This window comes from candidate division WOR-3 bacterium (genome assembly GCA_039804025.1).
In the GTDB taxonomy this organism is placed as follows: domain Bacteria; phylum Hydrothermota; class Hydrothermia; order Hydrothermales; family JAJRUZ01; genus JBCNVI01.
Genome location: JBDRZP010000020.1, coordinates 13,937 through 36,629, shown reverse-complemented (window position 1 = coordinate 36,629; position 22,693 = coordinate 13,937). Strand labels below are relative to the sequence as shown.

The 22,693-nt window shown below is 30.0% G+C and carries 23 protein-coding genes and 1 tRNA gene; 13 read left to right on the top strand and 11 right to left on the bottom strand.

From position 1 onward, the window contains the following. Positions 1-1,512 (bottom strand): CRISPR-associated helicase Cas3' (cas3, locus tag ABIN73_07870; protein MEO0269638.1); only part of this gene is annotated, 1,512 nt, incomplete at its 3' end. A gap of 106 nt (positions 1,513-1,618) precedes the next feature. Here cas3 and ABIN73_07865 point away from each other — a divergent pair. Together ABIN73_07865 and ABIN73_07860 are read left to right on the top strand one after the other, a co-directional pair. Next, complete coding sequence (locus tag ABIN73_07865; GenBank protein MEO0269637.1) at positions 1,619-2,059, top strand: hypothetical protein; 441 nt, start codon at positions 1,619-1,621, stop codon at positions 2,057-2,059. Positions 2,060-2,099: 40 nt separating this feature from the next. Then, positions 2,100-2,699 carry a MarR family winged helix-turn-helix transcriptional regulator gene (locus ABIN73_07860; GenBank protein ID MEO0269636.1) on the top strand — a complete coding sequence of 200 codons (600 nt, stop codon included), beginning with the start codon at positions 2,100-2,102 and terminating at the stop codon, positions 2,697-2,699. Here the strand turns inward: ABIN73_07860 and msrA are convergent. Beyond that, positions 2,689-3,699: a peptide-methionine (S)-S-oxide reductase MsrA gene (msrA, locus tag ABIN73_07855; protein MEO0269635.1), complete on the bottom strand. Its 1,011-nt coding sequence runs from the start codon at positions 3,697-3,699 to the stop codon at positions 2,689-2,691. The two genes, ABIN73_07860 and msrA, sit on opposite strands and share 11 nt — an antisense overlap. Before the next feature lie 193 nt (positions 3,700-3,892). Here msrA and ABIN73_07850 point away from each other — a divergent pair. The 7 genes from ABIN73_07850 (at position 3,893) to argF (ending at position 11,295) form a co-directional block, all read left to right on the top strand. After that, a tRNA-Pro gene (locus ABIN73_07850) sits at positions 3,893-3,967 on the top strand. Positions 3,968-4,108: 141 nt separating this feature from the next. Further along, positions 4,109-7,168 carry an FAD-binding and (Fe-S)-binding domain-containing protein gene (locus tag ABIN73_07845; GenBank protein MEO0269634.1) on the top strand — a complete coding sequence of 1,020 codons (3,060 nt, stop codon included), beginning with the start codon at positions 4,109-4,111 and terminating at the stop codon, positions 7,166-7,168. A 69-nt stretch (positions 7,169-7,237) separates the two neighbouring features. Next, positions 7,238-7,639 carry a metal-dependent transcriptional regulator gene (locus tag ABIN73_07840; GenBank protein MEO0269633.1) on the top strand — a complete coding sequence of 134 codons (402 nt, stop codon included), beginning with the start codon at positions 7,238-7,240 and terminating at the stop codon, positions 7,637-7,639. Between the two features lie 34 nt (positions 7,640-7,673). Beyond that, the gene (locus ABIN73_07835) at positions 7,674-8,243 is read left to right on the top strand and encodes an NAD(P)H-dependent oxidoreductase (GenBank protein ID MEO0269632.1); all 570 of its coding nucleotides are present in this window, start codon (positions 7,674-7,676) and stop codon (positions 8,241-8,243) included. Continuing rightward, positions 8,240-9,349 carry a DegT/DnrJ/EryC1/StrS family aminotransferase gene (locus ABIN73_07830; GenBank protein ID MEO0269631.1) on the top strand — a complete coding sequence of 370 codons (1,110 nt, stop codon included), beginning with the start codon at positions 8,240-8,242 and terminating at the stop codon, positions 9,347-9,349. Before ABIN73_07835 ends, ABIN73_07830 begins: the two co-directional genes overlap by 4 nt. Positions 9,350-9,400: 51 nt before the next feature. Further along, entirely contained in the window at positions 9,401-10,393 is a 993-nt protein-coding gene (locus ABIN73_07825; protein ID MEO0269630.1) for a tetratricopeptide repeat protein, read from the top strand. Further along, positions 10,390-11,295 (top strand): ornithine carbamoyltransferase, encoded by a 906-nt coding sequence (gene argF, locus ABIN73_07820; protein MEO0269629.1) that lies wholly within the window; start codon positions 10,390-10,392, stop codon positions 11,293-11,295. The genes ABIN73_07825 and argF overlap by 4 nt, the downstream gene beginning before the upstream one ends. On the opposite strand, the gene mltG is transcribed toward argF, so the two are convergent. From mltG to ABIN73_07775, 9 genes are all read right to left on the bottom strand, one after another. Next, on the bottom strand, positions 11,284-12,288 hold the full coding sequence (mltG, locus tag ABIN73_07815) for an endolytic transglycosylase MltG (protein ID MEO0269628.1): 1,005 nt from the start codon (positions 12,286-12,288) through the stop codon (positions 11,284-11,286). The two genes, argF and mltG, sit on opposite strands and share 12 nt — an antisense overlap. Before the next feature lie 4 nt (positions 12,289-12,292). Continuing rightward, the gene (locus ABIN73_07810; GenBank protein MEO0269627.1) at positions 12,293-12,616 is read right to left on the bottom strand and encodes a hypothetical protein; all 324 of its coding nucleotides are present in this window, start codon (positions 12,614-12,616) and stop codon (positions 12,293-12,295) included. Positions 12,617-12,643: 27 nt separating this feature from the next. Beyond that, positions 12,644-13,402, bottom strand: coding sequence for a phosphatidylglycerophosphatase A (locus ABIN73_07805; GenBank protein ID MEO0269626.1), 759 nt, complete (start codon positions 13,400-13,402; stop codon positions 12,644-12,646). Beyond that, complete coding sequence (locus ABIN73_07800) at positions 13,383-14,153, bottom strand: CNNM domain-containing protein (protein MEO0269625.1); 771 nt, start codon at positions 14,151-14,153, stop codon at positions 13,383-13,385. Before ABIN73_07800 ends, ABIN73_07805 begins: the two co-directional genes overlap by 20 nt. After that, positions 14,150-14,539: an rRNA maturation RNase YbeY gene (gene ybeY, locus ABIN73_07795; protein MEO0269624.1), complete on the bottom strand. Its 390-nt coding sequence runs from the start codon at positions 14,537-14,539 to the stop codon at positions 14,150-14,152. Before ybeY ends, ABIN73_07800 begins: the two co-directional genes overlap by 4 nt. Beyond that, the gene (locus ABIN73_07790) at positions 14,532-16,565 is read right to left on the bottom strand and encodes an HDIG domain-containing metalloprotein (GenBank protein MEO0269623.1); all 2,034 of its coding nucleotides are present in this window, start codon (positions 16,563-16,565) and stop codon (positions 14,532-14,534) included. Before ABIN73_07790 ends, ybeY begins: the two co-directional genes overlap by 8 nt. Continuing rightward, positions 16,531-17,487 carry a PhoH family protein gene (locus ABIN73_07785; protein MEO0269622.1) on the bottom strand — a complete coding sequence of 319 codons (957 nt, stop codon included), beginning with the start codon at positions 17,485-17,487 and terminating at the stop codon, positions 16,531-16,533. Before ABIN73_07785 ends, ABIN73_07790 begins: the two co-directional genes overlap by 35 nt. A gap of 70 nt (positions 17,488-17,557) precedes the next feature. Beyond that, positions 17,558-18,139, bottom strand: a complete 582-nt coding sequence (locus ABIN73_07780; GenBank protein MEO0269621.1) for a LysM peptidoglycan-binding domain-containing protein — start codon at positions 18,137-18,139, stop codon at positions 17,558-17,560. A 16-nt stretch (positions 18,140-18,155) separates the two neighbouring features. Continuing rightward, entirely contained in the window at positions 18,156-18,425 is a 270-nt protein-coding gene (locus tag ABIN73_07775; protein MEO0269620.1) for a hypothetical protein, read from the bottom strand. Positions 18,426-18,510: 85 nt separating this feature from the next. Here ABIN73_07775 and sat point away from each other — a divergent pair, with 85 nt between their 5' ends. The 4 genes from sat to ABIN73_07755 are packed head-to-tail and all read left to right on the top strand — an operon-like array spanning position 18,511 to position 22,691. Then, positions 18,511-19,617 carry a sulfate adenylyltransferase gene (gene sat / locus ABIN73_07770; protein MEO0269619.1) on the top strand — a complete coding sequence of 369 codons (1,107 nt, stop codon included), beginning with the start codon at positions 18,511-18,513 and terminating at the stop codon, positions 19,615-19,617. A 23-nt stretch (positions 19,618-19,640) separates the two neighbouring features. Beyond that, positions 19,641-20,909 (top strand): alkaline phosphatase family protein, encoded by a 1,269-nt coding sequence (locus tag ABIN73_07765; protein ID MEO0269618.1) that lies wholly within the window; start codon positions 19,641-19,643, stop codon positions 20,907-20,909. Next, the gene (locus ABIN73_07760) at positions 20,906-21,835 is read left to right on the top strand and encodes a hypothetical protein (GenBank protein MEO0269617.1); all 930 of its coding nucleotides are present in this window, start codon (positions 20,906-20,908) and stop codon (positions 21,833-21,835) included. The genes ABIN73_07765 and ABIN73_07760 overlap by 4 nt, the downstream gene beginning before the upstream one ends. Further along, positions 21,828-22,691 (top strand): NAD(P)-dependent oxidoreductase, encoded by an 864-nt coding sequence (locus ABIN73_07755; GenBank protein ID MEO0269616.1) that lies wholly within the window; start codon positions 21,828-21,830, stop codon positions 22,689-22,691. The genes ABIN73_07760 and ABIN73_07755 overlap by 8 nt, the downstream gene beginning before the upstream one ends. Positions 22,692-22,693 lie beyond the last annotated feature (2 nt).

Below are 22,693 nucleotides of genomic sequence, written 5' to 3'. Positions count from 1 at the left end.
CTGCTCTGGGTCAAAATTAAGCTTATATTTTAAAATTCCCTTCTCTAATAGTCTTCTTCCAACTCCGAAATCTACACTTATGGAATTATCCCTGATATTTGTTTTATTAATCGCATCCTTAATCCTTTCTTCTTTTTTTCGCCCTTCACCTATTGAAAGGTCAACAACTACAAGGGTAATGGGTTTTCCCTCTCTAACCTGTATATTTGAAGGTTTAGAATCAGCATATAGAACACACTCATACAAATCAATCAGGGTATCCCTTGCCTCATAATCGTTTGCCCTATAATCAAGGGTAGCATCCACAAAGGAGCAAACTTCACCAAAATTCTTTATATTAAAATTACTATAATTTAATAGCCAATCATATGCTTTATCTAAATGCTCTTTTTTGTATGGCAAATGCCCTTTATCATTTTCAACAGGGAAGATAATCATCTCTCCCTTTTCTCCTTCATATCTTGCGCATCTTCCAGCCCTCTGAACAAGTGAATCTGCTGGCGCTAATTCTGTAAGCAAAAGCTCTGCTGAAAAATCTATGCCTGCTTCAAGCACCTGAGTTGAGACTACTATGCCAGTTCCTTCAGGTCTTACCACTCTTTCCTCTTCTTTATGGGGCACAAGAGAAAGTGCCTTTCTTTCATGTTTTTCTCGATCTTTTCTTGTAAACTGCGAATGAAGCAAGACTATCTCATTCTCCTTTAAATCAAGCCTCTTTTTAATTTCTTCATAAACCCTTTGAGCCCTCTTTACCTGATTTAAAATTATCAGTGTCTTTTTGGATCTTATCTTTTGTAAGAGTTTATCTGAAATATTCACCTCATTGCCTCTGACAAGAGGCTCTTCGCATAGGGTTATCTTTAGAGTTGAGTTTAAATCTATCTTCCCGATAATCTTCCTGCCTTCATCTATGTCAATATTTTCAAAAAGGCTATCCTCTAAGCTTTTAGGCATGGTAGCAGTCATAACTATGAAGGGAATATTACTTTTATGGAGTATCTCCATCAGGGCTCGCATTATGGCAAAGGTAAACTCATCTCTATACATATGAGCTTCATCAAAGACTACCAAAGATGAGGCAATGGCACCAGCAGGCACATCAATGTGTCTGCCTACCTGATGGCTTGACCTTGCAAAACCATAAAGAAACTGGTCAAGGGTTGTTACAACTATGTCTGCTATGAAAAAAGGTGAGTTGGGGAGGTCTCCATGCTGAACTTCAATAGTGATGTGGGGCGAAATTTTCTCTGTATACTTTTTGATCCTCTGAGCAATACTATTTACAAGCACCCTCATGGGTAGGACATAAATCAACCTTGGAGCAATGAAAAAGTTTTTATCAATAAATTGAGATAAAAATGGAGCAAGAACAGCTTCTGTTTTACCTGAACCAGTGGAAGCCCTGATTAAGAGTGGAAATTCATTTTTAATGATTTTCTCCCATAATTCTTTTTGAAAATAACGGCATTTAAAATTAAAAAAATTAATATAAAAATTATTTACTTCTTCCATTAGTATCTTTATTCTATATTTTTATTATAAGTAATTAATAACTAATGAGTCAATATTTTATAAGTGATTTAAAAATTTATGTTTTCAAAACCTTTATAATAAAATTATGAAGTTTTTATATCAGAGACTAATGATAAAAACAAGTATATTCTACTTTCTTGCAGGAACATTGATTGGTTTTTTTATGTTCCTTGGTTACAATTTTGAAAATTTTTCTTTCTTTTTTAAATTCAGAGAAGTCCACGCACATCTACTTTTTCTTGGATTTGTTATCCAGATGATAATGGGGGTTGGCTTATGGATGTTTCCAAGAAAAACACCACAGGAACCAGAAGAGAGAGTCAAATTATACAGAAAGGAAGAAAAACAGGGGCTTTCTCTCTACTTTCTTTTCAATTCTGGAACAGTATTGAGAAGTATTTTTGAAGGATTCATCCAAAATAAAAATTTTTATTACCTTGCTCTTTCAGGTGTAATACTTCAGGTTTTATCCATATTTTACTTTTTTCTTTTAATTTTTCCAAGAATAAGAGAACCCGGTAAATAATTTATCTTATAATTAGAAATCCTAAAAATGAGGTATAAATATGACAAATTTAAATGAGCTTGATACAAAAATCATATATATATTTGAAAAGATAACGAACCTATCAAAGGTTTTATTCTGGGATATATCAAAGGAAACAGGTATATCACCTCTTGGAATTCAGGTAATATTATTTCTTGCTGAAAATCCAGCAGAAAGAGCCTTACCATCTTTTATATCCGAGGAACTGGGGATAACAAGAGCTACACTTTCTGAAGCTCTAAAAACATTGGTTAAAAAGGGATTGATAAAAGAGGAGAAAAGTAAAAAGGATAAGAGATACAAATTTTTAAAACTTACAGAAAGGGGTGAAAAAGTTTTAAATAAAATTCTCTCAGGTTACAGAGGCGAAATATCAAAGGGATTAAAAGCATTAAAATTAAGGGATAAAAGAGAACTCTATACTCTTTTACTAAAAATAATTTCAGAATTTCAAGATAAAAACGTTATAAGAATTTCAAGGATGTGTATTAACTGTGTAAATTTTGTAAAAAATGCCTTTCCTGACCCTGTTAAAAAACATTTATGTAAACTTACAGGCAAAAAACTTTCTGACTATGATATAAAAGTTAAGTGTGATTACAGTAAACCTATTTTTTAGTCTTTTCAAAAAGTTTTTTATACTCACCGTAGCCTTCTTTTTCTAAATCTTCAAGGGGAATAAACCTTAAAGATGCTGAATTTATACAATATCTTAATCCAGTTGGTGGAGGACCATCATCAAATAAGTGTCCAAGATGGGAATCCCCGTGTTTGGACCTTACTTCAACCCTGACCATATTATGGGATGTATCAATTTTATAAACTAAATTATCCTCCTCAAGAGGTTTTGTAAAGGAAGGCCATCCACATCCAGAATCAAATTGATCAAGAGTTGAAAACAAAACTTCGCCTGAAACAACATCAACATAAATACCGGGTCTATCATTTTTATAATATTCATTTTCAAAGGGTTTTTCAGTATAGTTTTCCTGTGTTACCTTATACTGAAGTTCTGTTAATTTTTTCTTTAATTCTTCCTTTGAAGGTTTTTTGTATCTCGGGTCTTTTTTGTATTTCAAGTTTTTCAATTTTTCTCTCCAAACATTCCATATAAATTTCTCTCTACCTGAAAAGTATTTGTAAAAACAGTATCTAATCGGTTCTTTCTTATAAAAATCCTGATGATAATCCTCTGCCTTATAAAATTTTTCAAATTTTTTTATTTCAGTAACAATTGGATCTTTAAAAATACCGGATTTTTCAAGTAATTCCTTTGATTTTTCAGCAAGGAATTTCTGTTCCTCATCATGATAAAAAATTGCTGTTTTATACTGCTCTCCTTTATCTGCAAACTGCCCTTCAGGGTCAGTGGGGTCTATATGAGACCAAAAAACTTCTAATAAATCCTGATATGAAATTTTCTCTGGATCATAGATAACCTGAACCGCTTCATAATGACCTGTTTTACCAGATGAAACCTCCTCATAGGTGGGATTTTCCTTTTGACCACCTGTATAACCTGAAATAACATCAATAACACCTTCAATTTTATGGAAGGCTTCTTCCATACACCAGAAACATCCACCTGCAAAGGTGGCTAATTTAAATTTTTTTTCCACAGGATCTCCTCCTTTTAGAAAATTTCCTTTTATTTCTTTATCTTTAAAAAAAATTAACAAAAGCAAAAAATAAAAAAATTCCATTTTTATATTTAATATAATATTCTTTCGAAGAATTTTTTTCAACTTTGAAACTTATAAAAATTTGTATTTTTAAGGTTAAAAGTTTATAATTAATTTTATAGTAATTCTACGGGGCGTAGCGCAGTCCGGATAGCGCGCCTGGCTTGGGACCAGGAGGTCCGCGGTTCAAATCCGCGCGCCCCGATTATATGAATTCCCTAATTCCTCCAAATAACCGAGATTTATTAAAATTTCCAAAATAAATTCTTCTTGAAATTTTATAAAATTAATTTTATAATATATTAAGTAAATTTAACTTTTTTAAGTAAACTTAAAAGGAGGGGAAATGAAAACCTTACAAAAAAAATATTTACCAATAATAGAAAAATTTAAAAATAGGGCTTCCCTTGATAAAATTGAAAGGAAGCTTTATTCCCATGATATTGCTTCTATACCATCACTTATTAAAAAAATATTCAAAAATCCAATTGCTGACCTTGTGGTTCAACCTGAAAATGAAGAAGAAATAGTCTTCCTTGTAAAATGGGCTAAGGAAAATAATATTCCAGTTGTTCCAAGAGGAAAAGCAACCTCAGGGTATGGAGGAGTAATTCCAATCAAAAGAGGAATTGTAATTGATTTTTACAGAATGAAAAAAATTATTAATATAGACCCAGAAAAGGAACTTGTAACCTGCCAGCCAGGAATTACCTGGGAACAGCTTGATAAAGAACTTTTAAAACATGGATTAACCTTAAGACTTTATCCAACAAGTTACCCTTCTTCAACAGTTGGTGGATGGTTTGCTCAAGGAGGTGCTGGAATTGGTAGTTATGAATACGGATATTTTGGAGAAAATGTTAAAGCCATTAAAGCAATATTACCAGACGGAACCGTCAAAAAAATTGAAGAGGATGAACTTGATTTATTCTATGAAGCAGAAGGAATAACTGGAATAATAACTGAGATTACTTTAAAAGTAAAACCTTACGAAAAAATTGAAGTAAATACCTTTGCAACACCTGATATAGAAAAACTTAAAAGCTTTATTGAAGAAATTATAAAAATGGATTTAAAAATCTGGTCATTAAGTTTTATAAATCCAAGGATGGCTGAACTTAAAAATAAAGCACCTTTAAATGAAAATAAAAAGGAAGAAAAAATTCTCTTACCTGCTGCATATATTCTTACAATAGCCTACAGAAAAAAGGACAAAGAAGAAGTTCTAAATAATCTTAAAAGTTTAGCAAACAAGTATGAAATAAAAATTTTAAGTGAAGAAATAGCAAGGCATGAATGGGAAAATAGATTTAAAATAATGGTTATCAAAAGGCTGGGACCATCCCTTGTGCCCTCTGAATTTATAATACCTCTTGAAAATTTAGATAAATGTCTAAAAGAAATAGAAAATAAAATTAATAAACCAGTTGTAAAAGAAGCTGTAATTATTAAAACTGGAAAATACGGAAAACCTGAAGTGGTTGTGCTTGGCTTTATTCCAAGTGATGAAAGAAAATTCAGTTATAACTTTGTTTTCGGACTTGTTTTAACAATTTTAAAAATTGCAGAAAAATATGGAGGGAGACCCTATTCAACAGGACTTTATTTCTCAAAAAAGGCTAAAAAAATTTTAGGTGAAGATAAAGTTAAGAAACTCAGAAAATTTAAAATTGAAAAAGATCCTAAAAATCTCTTCAATCCAGGAAAAGTAATAACTGATGGATTTATGAGCAAAATTTTAACACTTTCCGAAATATTTGAACCCTTTATAAGACCTTTTGGAAATTATGTAACTTTAAGAATTGGGGAAAAACCTGACAGAGACATAAGGGGAATACCAGCTGATATTGCTTTTTTCTCATATGTGTGTTCTCAATGCGGATACTGTGTTGAAGACTGCACACAATTTTATGGAAGAGGATGGGAAAGCCAGAGTCCAAGGGGAAAATGGTTCTTTTTAAGAGAATTTATGGAAGGCAGAGAAAATTTTAACCAAAAAATGGTTGACTCCTTTCTTGCCTGCACTACCTGTGAGAGATGTAATTTAAGATGTTCAGCTAATCTTCCAATTGAAGAATCCTGGATGGAATTAAGGGGAAAACTTGTAGATGAAGAAAAGAAAATGACTTTTCCTCCCTTTGAAATGATGGCTCAAGCTCTATCAAAAGAAGGAAATATATGGGCTGGTTATAGAAAAAATAGAGCAGAATGGTTCCCTCAAGATCTCAAAGAAAAGTATTACAAAAAGGAAAAAGCACCTTATGTTTATTTTGCAGGTTGCACTGCAAGTTATGTGGAACAGGACATAGGAATAGGAACTGTAAGGCTTCTTGATTCAGCTGGAATTGACTTTACATATTTGGGAGACGAAGAGAATTGCTGTGCAACACCAATGCTTGTAGCTGGTAAATGGGATCTTTTTAAAGAAACAATGAAAAAAAATATTAAAGCTGTAAAAGATAGAGAGGCAAAATTTGTCATAACCTCTTGCCCCGCCTGTGATATGATGTGGAGAAAAGTTTATCCAGAATGGGCTAAAAAACTCGGAATTGAATACGACATCAAAGTAAAACATTATAGTGAAGTAATAACTGAAAAAATTAAAAAAGGGGAGTTTAAATTTGAAAACTCTAAAGATAAAAAAATTAAAGTGACTTTCCATGATTCCTGTCATATAGGAAGAGCATCAGGAATTTATGAAGAACCAAGAGAGTTAATAAAGGCAAATCCAAATGTGGAATTTGTTGAGATGAAACATAATAGGGAAAACTCCCTTTGCTGCGGTTCAGTTCTCACTCTTATAAAAGAACCAGATGTTGCAGCAGAAACTGGTGAAATAAGATTAAAAGAAGCAATTGAAGTAGGTGCACAAAAAGTTCTTGCCCTTTGTCCTTGCTGTGAATTTCAGTTAAGAGTAACTAAAGAGAAAAAAAATTTACCTCTTGAAATTGTTGACCTTGCAAGATTTACAGCTGAAAGTCTTGGTTATGAATTACCTGATCCCAATCCAGAAGTTAAAAGAGGATGGGCAGTTTTTGAAAAGATGATAAAACTAATGACACCAGAGGGTTTTGCTACTTTAATGGAAGAAATGTTTCCTGATATCATAAATGCTATGCCCTTAGGAATGGGAAAGATAATGAAATTTATGGGAAAAATTCCACTTTCTCTTTATGCTATGAAACCTATGTTTCCTATTCTCTTTCCTATTCTTATGCCAGTTATTATGCCTAAGGTTATGCCAAGAATGCTTGAACTTGTTAAAGAAAAAATAGATATGCCAGATTACATGGAAGAACAGATGCCCGAGCTTATGCCTAAAATTGTAGATAATTTAATGCCCCATATGCTAAAAGATGTTATACCACTTGTTTCTGATCCACTTATTGAATATTTAAAGAATTAAAAATTATTTGAATTTTTTAATATTGATATTTTAAAATTTTTAATTATAATAATTAAGGAGGGGAATATAATGAAAAAAAATGATTTACCTAAATCCCTAATAAGATATCTGAGGTGTATATATGTTCTGAGTCAGAAAAGAAAGGTTGTGAGGGTTAAGGAAATAGCTTTAAGAATTAATGTTACCACCTCTGCTGCTACCCAGGCTATAAAGGAATTAGCTAAAAGAGGACTTATTTTACACGAACACTATGGATTTGTAGAATTAACAGAAAAGGGAGAGAAAATCGCTCGGGATTTTTATGAAAAGGCTCAATTCTTTATAAATTTCTTTACTCAATTTCTAAATATACCCGAAGAAATTGCAGAAGAAGATGCGTGTAAAATGATAAATATCTTTAACAGTATAACTATCGAAAAATTTAAAAACTTTATTGAAAGAATAAAAAAACAGAAGGTTCTTTTGAAATAGTAGAAATTTAAATTTTTATTTTATACTTAAACAAATGAAGCAAAAGAGGAGAATTAAACTTATTGGAATAGCAGGAAGTTTAAGAGAGAAATCTTTCAACAGAAGAATATTAAGGGAAATTAAAAAAAACTGTCCCAGTGATGTAAAATTTGAAATTATTGAAATAGGAAATATACCTCTTTTTAATCAAGATATTGAAGAAAGTGGAACACCCGAAAGTGTTATCAAATTAAAGAAAAAAATAAAAAATTGTGATGGGATGATATTCATAACACCAGAATATAATCATTCAGTTTCTGGTGTTTTAAAAAATGTTATAGACTGGATTTCAAGAGGAGAAAATCCACTTAAAGGTAAACTATGTGCAATAGGCGGAGTAACAACTGGAAATTTTGGAACAGCAAGAGCACAGAAACATCTTATTGATATCCTTTTTTCTCTTAAAGCTTTTATATACCCTGAAACCCTCATGATATCTAATGCTGATGAAAAATTTGACAAAAATCTTAAATTAAAAGATAGAAAAACACAAGAAAAAATAAAAAAATTTTTTAATAATTTTTTAGATTTTCTCAGAAAATTTTCTTATCATTATGAAATATGAAAAAAATAAAATTACAGGACCTTTATACACCTTATACTGAAATAAAGGAAGAACTTTTTCCACTCCTTGAAAAGATTTTTTCTGAAATGAATTTATACCTGGGGCCATACCAAGAGGAGTTTGAAAAAAAATTTGCTGAGTATTGTGGAACAAAGTATTTTGTTTCCTTATCTTCTGGAACAGATGCATTACATCTTGCCTTAAGGGGAGCAGGGGTAGAAAAGGATGATGAAGTAATTTTACCTTCCTTTACCTTTTTTGCAACTCTTGAAGCTGTCTGGATGGTTGGAGCAAAACCTATCTTTGCTGAAATAAAAGAAGATGATTTTACAATTGATCCTGAAGATGTAAGGAAAAAAATAACTAAAAAAACAAAAGCAATAATTTTAGTACATATCTTTGGAACTCCCTGTGATATGGATGAATTCTGGAAAATCAAAGAAAATTACCCAGATATTATTTTAATTGAAGATGCAGCACAAGCCCATGGAGCTATTTACAGAGATAAAAAAGTCGGTAATTTAGGTGATGTTTCCGCTTTCAGTTTTTACTATACAAAAAATCTCGGTGCTCTTGGAGAAGCTGGGGGGGTTTCAACAAATAACAAAAAAATTTATGAAAAAATAAAACTTTTAAGAAATCACGGGCAGAATAAAAGCTACTTTAGTGAAATTATGGGCTTCAATTTTAGAATGGATGAAATTCAAGCTGCTATATTACTTTTAAAACTCAAACATCTTGATAAATGGAATTCAAGGAGAAGAGAAATAGCAAAAATTTATTACGAAAACCTTAAAAGTTTAAAGGAAATAAAACTTATAAAGGAAAATAAAGAAAAAAATTCAGTTTATCATCTATTCGTCATAAGAACAAAAGAAAGAGATAAATTAAAAGAGTATCTAAAAAAAGAAGGTATTGAAACAGGTATTCATTATCCAGTCCCCTGTCACTTACAACCTGCTGCTAAATTTTATGGTTTTAAAGAAGGTGATTTAAAAATAACTGAAAAAATATCTAAAGAAGTTCTCTCACTACCCTCACATCCACATTTAAAAGATGAGGAAGTGAATTTTATTTGTGAAAAAATTAAAGAATTTTATTTATAATTAATTTTTCTATAAGGTTCAAAGCCTTTCAAAAAAATAAAAAATAAAAAAATGAAAAAATTATTTATAACAATCTCATTATTATTTTTTTCCTGTGTATCAAATCCCCATTCCACATCTGTAAAAATATATATGCAACAAGAAAATTTTACAAAAATGATAGAAGAAGCTGAAAAATGGGCAAAAGAAGAACCAAATAACCCTGAACCTTACCTATGGATTTCAAGAGGCTACACTTATATGAATAAATATAAAGAGGGAGCAAATTACCTTTTTAAATCCCTTGATATGGGATTGAAAAAACCACTTGAGGAAGTTGATAAAACAACCCTTTTTAACGCAGGAATTATATCGGGTCAAGAAAAAGATTATGACTTTGCAATAAAATGCTTCAATAAACTAAAGGAAATTGAACCTCAAAACCCAAAAGTCTATATGAATCTTGCTGCTTTTTATCAAGGGAAAGGGGAAACTCAAAAAGCAAAGGAAATTCTGGAGGAGGGATACAATAAAAACCAAGGAGATCCCCAAATGTCCTATTATCTTGCGAGATTTTATTTAGAGGAGAATATAGCAAAAGCAGAGGAAATAGTAAGAAATAACATAAATAAAGAACTTACCCCTGACTTAAAAGCAAAATACTACGAATTGCTCGGTGAAATTTACACAAATAAAGAAAATTATGAAGAAGCAGAGAAATATTTTAAAGAAGCTTACAAATCCGATTCCTCAAACATCAATTATCTCTTTAATATCGCCCTTTCCAATTTCTTTTTAAAAAAATATGATGAATCAATTAAATATTTTGAAAGATATGCAAAGAAAAATCCTGAAGATGCTTATGCTTATGAGTATATTGGAAGATCATATCATCTATCAAAAAATTATACAAAGGCTATCGAATTCTATAAAAAATCCCTTTCCCTCAGGGAAAGTTCAAATGTATACAGATTAATGGCAGATTGCCTTTCAAGAATTGACAAAAAAAATGAAGCCCTTGAAGCCTTCAAAAAGGCAGAAGCACTGGAAAAGGAGGGAAAATGAAAAAAGATTTTTTATCAATGCTTGATATTAATTCAGAAGAACTTTTAAAGATTCTTGAATTTGCAGAAAAGTTTAAAAAGGGGAAAATAGAAAAAATTCTTAAAAATAAAATTTTTGCTTTAATTTTTGAAAAACCCTCATTAAGAACAAGAGTAAGCTTTGAAACAGGGATAAAAAAACTCGGTGGAGATTCAATTTACCTTTCCCAGCAGGATGTAGGAATGGGTAAAAGGGAAAGTGTAAAAGATATTGCAAAAAATCTTGAAAGATGGACTGATGGAATTATTTCAAGAGTTTTCTCCCATGAAACACTTCTCATTCTTGCAAAAGAAAGTAAAATACCTGTTATAAATGCTTTATCTGATCTTGAACATCCGTGTCAGATTTTAGCCGACCTTATGACAGTAAAAGAAATTTCAGGTAATTTAAAAGGACCCCTTGCTTTTGTTGGTGACGGAAACAATGTGTGTCACTCCCTGATCCTCGGATTTTCTTTAACAGGAGGTGAAATAAGGGTTGCAACACCAAAAGGTTATGAGCCAAAAAAAGAAATAATGGATAAAGCAATTGAAATAGCAAAAAAAACTGGTGCAAAAATAATATATACCTATGATCCCTATGAAGCTGTTAAAGGAGCAAAGTTTGTATATACAGATGTATGGGCTTCAATGGGACAGGAATCTGAAGCTGAAATAAGAAAGAAAATTTTTATAAACTATCAGGTAAATTCAAAACTAATTGAAAAGGCTGATAAAGATGTTAAATTTATGCACTGTTTACCTGCTCACAGGGGAGAGGAAGTCACTGAGGATGTTCTTGATTCCGAGTATTCTATTGTATACGAACAGGCAGAAAACAGAATGTGGGCTCAGATGGGACTTTTTAAATTTTTATTTAAGTAAACCCCTTCTAATCCACTCTTTTTTTGCACTTCTTTTATTTTTTAAATGTTCCTCGTAAGTTTTTGAAAATATATGAGTTCCATCTCCTCTTGCTACAAAATAAAGATACTCAGTTTTTTCAGGATATAAAGCTGCCTCAATACTTTTTTTGCCTGGAGAACATATAGGTGTTGGGGGCAGTCCCTTATTTTTATATGTATTGTAAGGGGAATCCATTTTCAAAAATCTTAAGGGTAAAGGGAAAATAGGCTTTGGAAGAAGATACTGGATTGTAGGGTCAGCCTGTAAGGGTATCCCCTTTTTAAGTCTATTGTAATAAACAGAAGAAATTATTTTTTTCTCATAATCAAAAACTGCCTCTTTCTCAATTATAGAAGCAAGTGTCAGAATTTCCTCAAGACTTAACTCTAACCTGTCCTTAATTGTATCATAACCAAGTTCCTTAATAACTTCAAAAAAACGTTTTATAAAAATTTCAAGCACTTCTTTTTCTGAAAGAGAATAGGATAAAATATAAGTATCAGGGAAAAGGTAACCTTCAAGATTTTGAGGAACACCATACTCAAATAATTCCTTAAAATTCTCGGGATTCTGGGCTAATCTATTTAACTCATCATAATCATAGCCACCTTTTTCTGAAAGCAATTTCAGTATTTTTCTAAGTTCATATCCCTCTGGAATTGTAATTATAAGTTCAAAATTTTTTTCTGCATTATCAATATTTTTTAAGTTTAAAAAAGAATTTCCCGAATTTATAATTTTCCACTCCCCTGCATAAAGCTTAAATTTCGGATTATAAATTTTCATAAAATAAATAAATTTCTCATTGCTTATTATCCATTTTTCTTTAAGTTTTTTTGAAAATTCACTAATACTTTCCCTGTACCTGACAAATACTTTCTCCTCTTTACCTTTAAGATTGAAAAGAGGTGAATAGAGCAACATTTGTAAAAAAAAGATAAAAAAAGAAGATACTAAAAATAAAAATCTCAATGCTTTATATATTTATTCTATCTGCGTATTTTCCAATAAAGGGCAATTTCTCCTTTTTACCAGAAAGAGTATTGAAAATACATAAAACAAATAAAGAAAACCAATACATAAGACCAAGAGGTAAAATAACAAACCATCCTATAAGCGGAATAACTCCTCCAACTATAAAAATTATCACAAAAAACAAAAATAAAACTATTCCCTGCTTAACATGAAATTTCACAAATTCATCCTTTGGTTCAATAAGAAGAGGAATTAAAAAAAGAATCCATAAATATGAGAGTAAAGCAATATACCTTTTATCTATTTCATTGTGTTTTTCATTCATTTATAAATTTTATATTCATAAATTAAACTATTTCAATCTTATTAAAGGAGAAATCAACAGGGTTAAAATCAAAGCATAAAAGGCGCTTATAAAATCATCAAGAAAAACTCCATTAAAATTTTTTATTCTCTCAACTTTTCTTATAAATAGAATCTTTTTGATATCAAAAAATCTAAAAATTAAAAAATAAATTAAATACAAAAAAATATCCCTCTTTAAATAAAAAACAGGTAAAACTCCAGCAACCTCGTCAATCGTAAAAAAATCAGGATCCTTATCCCTTAAATAATCTCTCAAAATAAAATGTAAAAGATAAAAAAAGATTATTAAAAAAGATACAAAAATATAAGAAGGTTTCAAAAAATAGAGAAAAATCAGGGCAATTAAACTTGAAATAGTTCCCTTCATCGTAGGTAAAACTTTCCCAAGATAAAAAAAAGAACCTAAAAATACAAATCTATTAAAAGAATTCTTTAAAAAAAATTTAAAAGTTAAAAAACCTGATATTATGCCAAGGTAATCAGATATAATATCATCTAAGCTTGCATCTCTGTAAGGTAAAAAAAATTGTAAAATTTCAACTGAAAGGGGAACAAAGAGAATAAAAATTTTTTCCTCTCTTTTATCACAAAAAATTGAAAAAAGAAAAAAAAATAAAAAGTGATAAAATATATCAATTCTTTTAAAGGTTGAGCCTGTATTTAAGGGTATAACACTTACAAAAAATAAAAAAGTTAAAAGTGTTAAAAAATTTAAACTAAATTTATTATATATCTTCAAAAACATAAGAAATTAAATCCTTTTTTGATATAAACTCCTTTTTTCCCTCTGAATCAATAAGGGCAAATTCCTTTTTTTCCTTCAGCAATTTTTTTAAGACATAAAAAAGTGTATCATTTTCGTCTATTTTTAAATAATCTTCTTTAACATTTTCAATTTTTTTAAAATCCTTTGCCTTCAATTCTATCATCTCTATAATCTTTATAAAAAGGCTTTTTTCCGATTCACTTAAAATTTCCTTTACATCACCTGTAAAAAGAATAAGCTCAAGTTCATGTAAAAAATGAAAATTTTTTACTTTAATTTTCTTATCTCTTATTTTTATTCTCTCTGCAACAAAAGTAAAAGGATAAATCACTATTCTGTAAAAGGGATATCCGTATATTAAAAATTTAAAAGGATATTTTAAAGCAATATTCTTTGGAAGAGTTTCAAAAAAGATAAAAATAATAAAACCAAAGAGTATTGTATCTATTATTATAAGCATATCTTTATTTAATTTTAAAACTTCAAAGGTTATACTCGAAAAGATTGATGAAGAAAGAGTATTGCTTAATGTATTAGTTCCAACAATAGTAATTATAATAACTCCTGGATAAAGAAGAATTTTTTCAATTATCTTCTTCTTTTCCTTTTTAAAAGGATATCTTAAAGCTTTTTCCTCTGATAAAGTGAAAAATGCTGTCTCTGTTCCTGATGCAAGAAAGGAAAGAAAAAGGGATAAGATCAGAAGAATTAAATTAATAAGTATTATCATATTAACTTATTTAAAAGCCTTTTTTCTCTTTCTTCCATTTTTATTCTCTCATGGTTATTTTTATGATCATATCCCATTATATGATAAAAACTATGAATTATTAGTTTAAGAAAATCTTTTTTATTTTTTACAAAATCAGAGCATATATAGATTTCGCCGATTTCTCCAAGGTTAAAGGAAATACAATCTGTTTTTTTATTTTTCCCTAAAAAATTTTTATTAATTCTTTTTATTCTTTCTCTTCCAACCATCACTATGTTAATTTCTTTAATATCTGAATTTTCTTTTTTTATTTCCCTTTTTAAAATTTTTTCTAAATTTAATTTATCCTTTTTCTTAAGAGGTATCTTCCTTTTTGTTGTTTTAAAAAAATTAAGATTAAACAATTTTTTCTTTTGCCTTAAGAGGTGGATAAGTCACCCTCACATGAAATCTGTGAATAAGTTTCGGTAAAATAGCATCCTTTATTTTTTCCATATCTTTCCGTGTAATTTCACACTCATCAAACTGACCATCAGAAAACCTATGATTTATAACATCATCAATAGCATCCCTAATACTTTGAAATTCGTGTTTTTCAAGACTTCTTACCTTTGCCTCAATTCCATCTAAAAGCATTATTATTGCTTCCTCTTTCTTTTCTGGTTTTGGACACTTGTATCTATAATCTTCTTCCCTTACATCACTATTTATTTTTTTTGCCTTTTCATAGAAAGAAAACATTAAAAGAGTTCCATGATGTCTTTCTATTATTCTTATTATACTCTCGGGCAACCTATATTTCTTAGCAAGCTCTACACCTTTTTTAACATGATTTTGCAATATAGTTACACTTACAGTTGGTGATATTTTGTTATGCGGATTTTCTTGAGGGTCTTTAAGATTTTCAACAAAAAATTTAGGAGTTTCAATTTTACCTATATCGTGGTATAAAGCACCAACTTTCGCAAGGAGAGAATTTGCCCCTATTTTTTCTGCGGCAATTCTCGCCAGTTCTGACATCTGTATGGAATGTTCAAAAGTTCCAGGTGCTTTTATTTCCAGTTCTTTTAAAAGTGGGTGCTCAGGATTTGAAAGTTCAAGAAGGAAAAAATCGGTGGTAATTCCCAAAAATTTTTCATGAAGGGGAAGTAATGTAATTGTTCCAAGAATTGATAAACTTGATGAAAAAAGAGAACTTATAAAGATTTCACCATTAGTTATCTGGAAACTGGCATAGATTTTGAAAAAGAATGAAAGAATTATTGATAGAAAAAGGAGTATAAAGAATCCAAAGATCAAATCTAATCTGTTTCTTAAAAATTTTGAAATAAGAATACCTGAAATTCCTATGGCAAGAAAATATATTAAAAAAAATAAACTAAAACCCGAATAAACTGCACATAGAATTGAGAGTACGACCGTTAAAAATAAAGCAAATTTTCTTCCTGTTACAAAATAGAAAAAAAATGGTATAAAAGCAAAAGGTATATAAAGGGAAGTTTTTGTTATTTTTATTATTAAACTTGATAAAATCATGAAAAAAAGTGAATTGAAAATTATAAGTAAAAGCATTTTTGTATCACCGTAAATTTCTGGGAAAAGAAATCTTATAGAATAATAGGAAAACAGCAGAATTATGAGAAAGAATATGTACCTTAAGGAAAGTATCAAAATCTTTGATATAAAGGATTTTCTTTTTGCAATTTCCATTGCCTCAAGTTTTTCTATTTCTATTTTTGAAAGTGGTTCACCCTTTTTGGCAATAACTTCGCCCTTATATACAACTCCCTTGAATTCCTCAATCCTTTCAAGTAATTTCTGCTTTCTAATTTCAGTTTCCTCAAAATCAATTTTGTAATTCGGAACTATAAAAGGAGAAATTAATTCCTCAAATAAAAAGGAAAGCTGCTCGTTAAAGGGAAAAACTTTTACTGCTCTTTTTTTTATGATTTCTTTTACTTCTATTAAAGAATATATCTTGTTTACTGGAAAAAATTTATCTCCTTCTGGGGTAAGAAGAATTACAAATTCACTATTTAATTTCCTTATTGTATCAATATCTCCAAGAATAACATAATCTTTTATTTCTTCATAGGTTTTATTTATTTCCTCTATAAATTTTTTTCTTGTTTTTATATCCAGATTTTCAAGCTGACTTTCTATAAGATTCTGATCAAGACTTGGTCTTAAGATGGGAGAAAGTACAAGAGTAAGTTTCTTTAAAATTTCTTCCCTTTCCTTTTTTATCTCTTCTTTTGATTTAGGAATTTTAAAAGTAAAGGGAGCTATTATATCCCTCTGTGGGACTTCACCTATTCTTAAGGTATAAATCTTTTCCTCTGAAAAAGGTAAAAAGTATGTTATCAAAACTGAAAATATAAATATGGAAAAAATTTTAAGAAGTCTTTCCTTCCTTCTTCTTTCCCTCATACTTTTCAAAGGCAATTATAATGGATTTAACAATAGGATGCCTTATGATATCCTCTGAGCCAAAATAAATAAATTTTATTCCCTCTACTCCTTTTAAAATTTTTTCTGCAATTACAAGTCCTGATTCCTCCTTATCTTTCAAATCTATCTGTGTTATGTCACCTGTTACAGCAACTTTTGTCTTTAAACCTATTCTCGTTAAAAACATTTTCATCTGCAGGTAATTTGTATTCTGAGCCTCATCTAAGATAACAAAAGCATTTGAAAGGGTTCTTCCTCTCATGTAAGCAAGAGGAGCAATTTCTATTACTCCTGTATTCATTAGTTTTTTTATTCTATCATAAGGCATCATATCAAATAAGGCATCGTAAAGGGGCCTTAAATAGGGATCAACCTTTTCCTGGAAACTACCAGGTAAAAAACCGAGTGATTCTCCAGCTTCTACTGCAGGTCTTGTAAGAATAATTCTTTCTACTTTTTCTTCCCTTAAATGCTCAAGAGCACAGGCAACTGCAAGGTATGTCTTACCTGTTCCAGCTGGTCCTATTGAAAAAACAAGAGGATATTTTCTTAAAGCATCAACATATTGTTTCTGATTATCTGTTTTAGGAGTAACTATTTTTTTAGGTGTTATAATTGAATCTTTATATTTTTCTATATTTTTAAAATTACTCCTATTATTCAGAATATCAATAATTTGCTCAGGTTCAAAAAACTCTCCTTCTTCAGCCCTTTCATCAAGTTTGGCTAAAATCTCCTTTAATTTTTTGAATTCTTTTTTATCACCTTCAAATTTAATTTCTTCACCTCTCACGGTTATTTTCCCTGAAAAATATTCCTGTAATACCTTGAGGTTTTGATTTAAAACCCCAAGTATTTCTCTTAATTTTTTAGGTCTTACACTAAAGGTTTTTATTTCCACACCTTAAATTAAAAGTAAAAACCCCCTCACTCGGAGGGGGCTCACTTTTTTCCTTATCCTTTTTAATCTATTATCTCGGTATAATAAGTTCCTGTCCAGGGTATATAAGGTCAGGATTTTTAATCTTGTCTTTATTTGCTTCATAAATAACTTTCCACTTCTTTCCATCTCTATAAATCCACCAGAAATTGGCTATTTTCCATAAATAGTCTCCCTTTATAACTGTATAACTTTTATCAAGACCATGGGGAATCTTTAATTTCCATCCGGGATAAATAAGATCTGGATCCTTAATAAGATCTCTGTTTGCTCTCCATATTCTTGGCCATGCTTTATATGTTCCATAAATAAAAGGATATTCAGCTATTTTTGCGAGAAAATCACCTTTTTTAACTTCATATTCTGATGGATACTTACTAAGCTCTGCCTTTAACGCATCTATTTCATTTTGTAGAGAAGAAATCTCATTATCAAGAGGGGTAAGTTCATTTTTTCTTGCTTCAATTTCGCTCTGGCAAGTACTTAAATTTTTAGTAAGCTCTTCAATTTTACTCTGAAGTTCCTTAATACGAGCCTGTGCATCCTTTTCAGTTAATTTTTCCTGAGCAAAAAGAGAAAAAACAAAAAAAGAAAATAGAATTAATTTTTTCATTTCCTTAACCTCCCTTTTAATAACCCTGTTTTATAAGTTCAAGTAATGTTTTTAAAGAATCCCTTTCTGCCCTAAGTTTTTCTATCAATTGAGATTTCTCAGTTTTCTGAGCATCAATATTTCTCATTTCTTCTTCACATTTAGCAATTTCTGATTGAAGTTTTTCTATCTGAGCCTGAAGTTCCTGGATTCTCTGCATGGTTTCTTTTGAAGCCATTTTCGGTCCACATGCGACACTCAGGGCAAATATCATTGCCCCAATAAGAACTTTTAATCTTCTATCCATATTTTAAAAATATTATTAAAGGGGCTTGAACCCAAATACTTTTATTTTATATAATAAATCTTTTAAAACTTGTTTTTCAAATAAAATGAAACTTGTTGAAAGAATTTTTCCGAAAGAAAAACCCTTACCCTTTGAGGGAAATTTAAAAAAAATTGAAATAGATGAAGATACTCTTTTTGACCTTGAAAAAATAGCAATTGGAAGTTTTTCTCCCCTTGAAGGTTTTATGACAAAAGAAGAACTGGAAAGTGTTTGTGAAAAAGGTAGATTGCCAAATGATTACCCCTTTACAATTCCTATACTCTTACAGATAAAAAAAGAAAAAGTAAAGGAAATTCCTCATAAGGGAGAACTTCTTTTATCATACAGGGGGGAAACATTTGGAATGATTGAAATTGAAGAAGTTTACAGTTTTGATATTGAATATGTATCAAGAAAGGTTTTTGGCACTCTTTCACTGGATCATCCAGGTGTTTTTCTTTTAAAATCAAAAGGTGATTTTGCCATAGGTGGAAAAATATGGCTTTTTAAAAGACCACCTCATCCCTTTTCTGAATATGAACTCACACCAAAGGAGACAAGGGAATTTTTTAAGAAAAAGGGATATAAAACAATATGCGCCTTTCAAACAAGAAATGCTCCACACAGGGCTCATGAATATTTACAGAGAATAGCCCTTGAGATAACTGACTGTCTCTTTATTCACCCAATTCTTGGAAGAAAAAAAGAAGGAGATTTTTCAAATGATTTAATTTTAAAAAGTTACCGTGCCTTAATTGATAATTATCTTCCTAAGGAAAGAGTTTTATTATCAGGACTTACAACACCTATGAGATACGCAGGACCAAAGGAGGCAGTTTTCCATGCAATAGTGAGGAAAAATTACGGGGCAACTCACTTTATTGTTGGAAGAGACCATGCTGGAGTAGGGAATTTTTATGACCCCTACGCAGCCCATAGAATTTTTGACCAGTACCCTGACATAGGTATTGAGATAATAAAGGTAAAATCAGTTTTTATATGTATAAAGTGTGATGGAATAGCCTCTGAAAATACATGCCCTCATGATGAAAAATTCAGGGAATATATAAGTATGACAAGTATAAGGAATGCACTAAAAAATAAAGAAAATTTAAGTGAAAAAATTTTAAGAAAAGAAGTATTTGAAATTTTAAAGGGAGAATATAAGTAATGTTCTTTAAAAGAAAAAGGCGAATGTTCATACTTGGACTTGATGGTGTTCCCTTCTCTTTTTTAAAAAACTATACTGAGAAAAAGAATTTACCTTTTTTAAACTCCCTGTTTAATAACGGTGATTTCAAAAGAATGGAATCTATCTACCCTACCCTCTCCTCCGTTGCCTGGACAAGTTTTTTAACAGGTAAAAAACCAGGCTCCCATGGAATTTTTGGATTTATTGATATACATGATGACTTATCACTTTATATTCCAAATTATAAGGATATAAAAACAAAAACCCTGATAGAGATATTTTCTGAAAACCAAAGAAGTGTTTTACATATAAATTTGCCCATAACTTACCCACCCCCTGATATTAAAAACTCTTATTGTATTTCTGGATTTATTGCTCCAAAAATTGAAAAAGCTACCTATCCTCAGGAATTAACGAAACTTTTAATAAAAGAAGATTACATAATTGATCTTGACCCATGGATGGCAAGGGAAGAGAAAAAAAGAGAGAATTTCTATAATAAACTTTTTTTAGCAACAGAAAAAAGATTTAAAGTTTGTGAAGAAATTATGAAGAAAAATTATTTTGATATTATTATTCTCCATATTATGGAACCCGACAGATTATTTCACTTTTTCATTAAAGAAGAAAATAAATTAGAAAAATACTTTTATTTTCTTGATGAAAAAATAAAAGAATTTGTTGAAAGAAATGTAAAGGATGAGGATGAACTTATATTGCTTTCAGATCATGGTTTTACTGAACTTAAAAGTGAAATTAATATTTTCCCTCTTTTAAAGGAGAAAGGAATTTTTAAATTAAAAAAGGGAAATTCGCAGGAACTAAAAGATATCTCAGAAGATTCAAAAGCATTCACAATGACTCCTGGAAGAATTTATTTATATAGAAGGGAAAGATTTTTAAATGCAAAATATAAGGAAGAAGAAATATCAAAAGAAGTTGAGGATATTTTAAAAGAATTTTTAAATTTAGAGGGAATAAAGGATTTTAAGAACAAATATGAAATTTTTGGAAGAGAATTTCTTAATATTTCTCCTGATTTTCTTTTAATTCCCGAGAAAGGATTTGATTTCAGGGCAGACCTTAAAAATGAAGAAATTTATATGACTTCTCCCTTAAAGGGAACGCATACCTTTGATGATGCTTTTCTTTATATAAGGGGAAAAAAGATATTAAGGGATAATGTAAGACTTATTGATGTTGCACCAACTATTTTAAGTATACTCGGGATAAGTAATAAATATAATTTTGATGGAGAGGCAATTGTATGAAGGAAGAAGAATTAAAAAATTTAAAATTCATATCTATAAAGGAAAGAAAAAATAAACTAAAAACAGAAGATTTCATAAAAGAAGATATACCCGAAAAAATTTCCCTTTTCCTTGATTTTCTTCCAAAAGTTTTTAAGGCAAATGATTTTAGAGAACTTGTTATTAACCTAAAAAGGGCAAGGGATGAAAAAAAACCAATTATATGGATGATTGGTGATGCTGTTATTAAGTGCGGGCTTGCTCCTTTATTTTCAAAACTTGCAGAAAAAGGCTTTATTACATGGCTTGCAGGTCAGGGTGCTGTTTCCATACACGATTTTGAAATAGCAATGTTCGGAGAAACATCTGAATTTGTTGAAGATACAATAAAAGAGGGCAAATTCGGAATGACTAAGGAAACTCATGAATTCTTTAACGAAGCACTAAAAAGAGGTTATAAGGAGAAAAAGGGAATGGGAGAAATAATTCCTCTCGTTCTTCTTGAAAAAAATCCTCCATACAAAAATAAAAGTCTTATGTGTCTTTTAAAAGAAAAAAATATTCCAATGAGTTTCCATGTTGCTGTTGGAACAGATATAATCCATATGTTTCCCTTTCTAAATGGTGATGAAGTAGGTTTTACAACTTTAAAGGATTTTAAAAGATTTGCCATTTATCTTTCTGAACTTGAAAGGGGAGGGGTTGTTATAAATGTGGCATCTGCTGTTATAATGCCTGAAGTTTTTTTAAAAAGTTTATCAATTGTTAGAAACTTAGGATATAAGGTTTATAACTTTTTTGCCTGTAATATCGACCAGATTCAACATTATAGACCCCTTCAAAACGTAGTTGAAAGACCTACAAAAGATGGTGGGAAGGGAATTTCTTTAACAGCAAATATAGAAATATTACTTCCTCTTCTTGGTTCAATACTTTTAAATTCTTAAGATAAAAAAAACTGTAATTTTATTCGGTTTATCAGAACTCCTTGGAAGAAGTTTATACAAAAAGTTAAAAGAAAGAGATTTTATAATAAAAGGATTCTCCTTAAGAAAAAAGGAATGGTTTAAAGAAGAATTTTATTTTTTTGAAGATTTCTTTAATAAAAACTTTGAAGCTAATTTTTACATTTATCTTTCAGCAGTATCAGGTGAATTTCAGGTAGAAAGGGATTACATAAATGCTCTTGAAGTTAATGTGATAACACCTTTGAAAATTTTAAACAGGATAAAAAGTGGTCATTTTATTTACATTTCCTCAGCCAGTGTTTATGAAAATAAGTTATTTCCAGAGGAGGAAGAAGCAAATTTTCATGATTCCCTTTATGGTTCAATGAAATTTGCTGCTGAGGGACTTTTAAAAGTGTTAAGTTCTAAAAAAAATATAAAATTCACATCCTTGAGGTTTCCAAGAATTTACGGACCATTTATGGAGAGAAATCCTGTCTCAGATTTTTTAAAAGCTTTGAGAGAAAAAAAGAAAGAAGTTGTGTTATACGATGATTACTCTTCAAGATATGAATACATCTTTTCCTATGATGCAGCAGAATATATTCTAAAAGTCATGGAACTTGGTTTAGAAGGAATTTATAACTGTGGAAGTGGAATAGTAAAATCTGTTCTTGAAATAAAAAATATATTTGAAAAAATAACAGGGAAAAATTTTAATATAAATTTTAAGGATAAAAGAAAGGGAGCTGATGCTCTTAATTCCGAAAAAATAAAAAAATTTTTAAATATTAAATTTACAGATTTTGAAGAGGGTATAAAAATAATCTTTAAAGAAGAGAATATTACCCTTTAAAT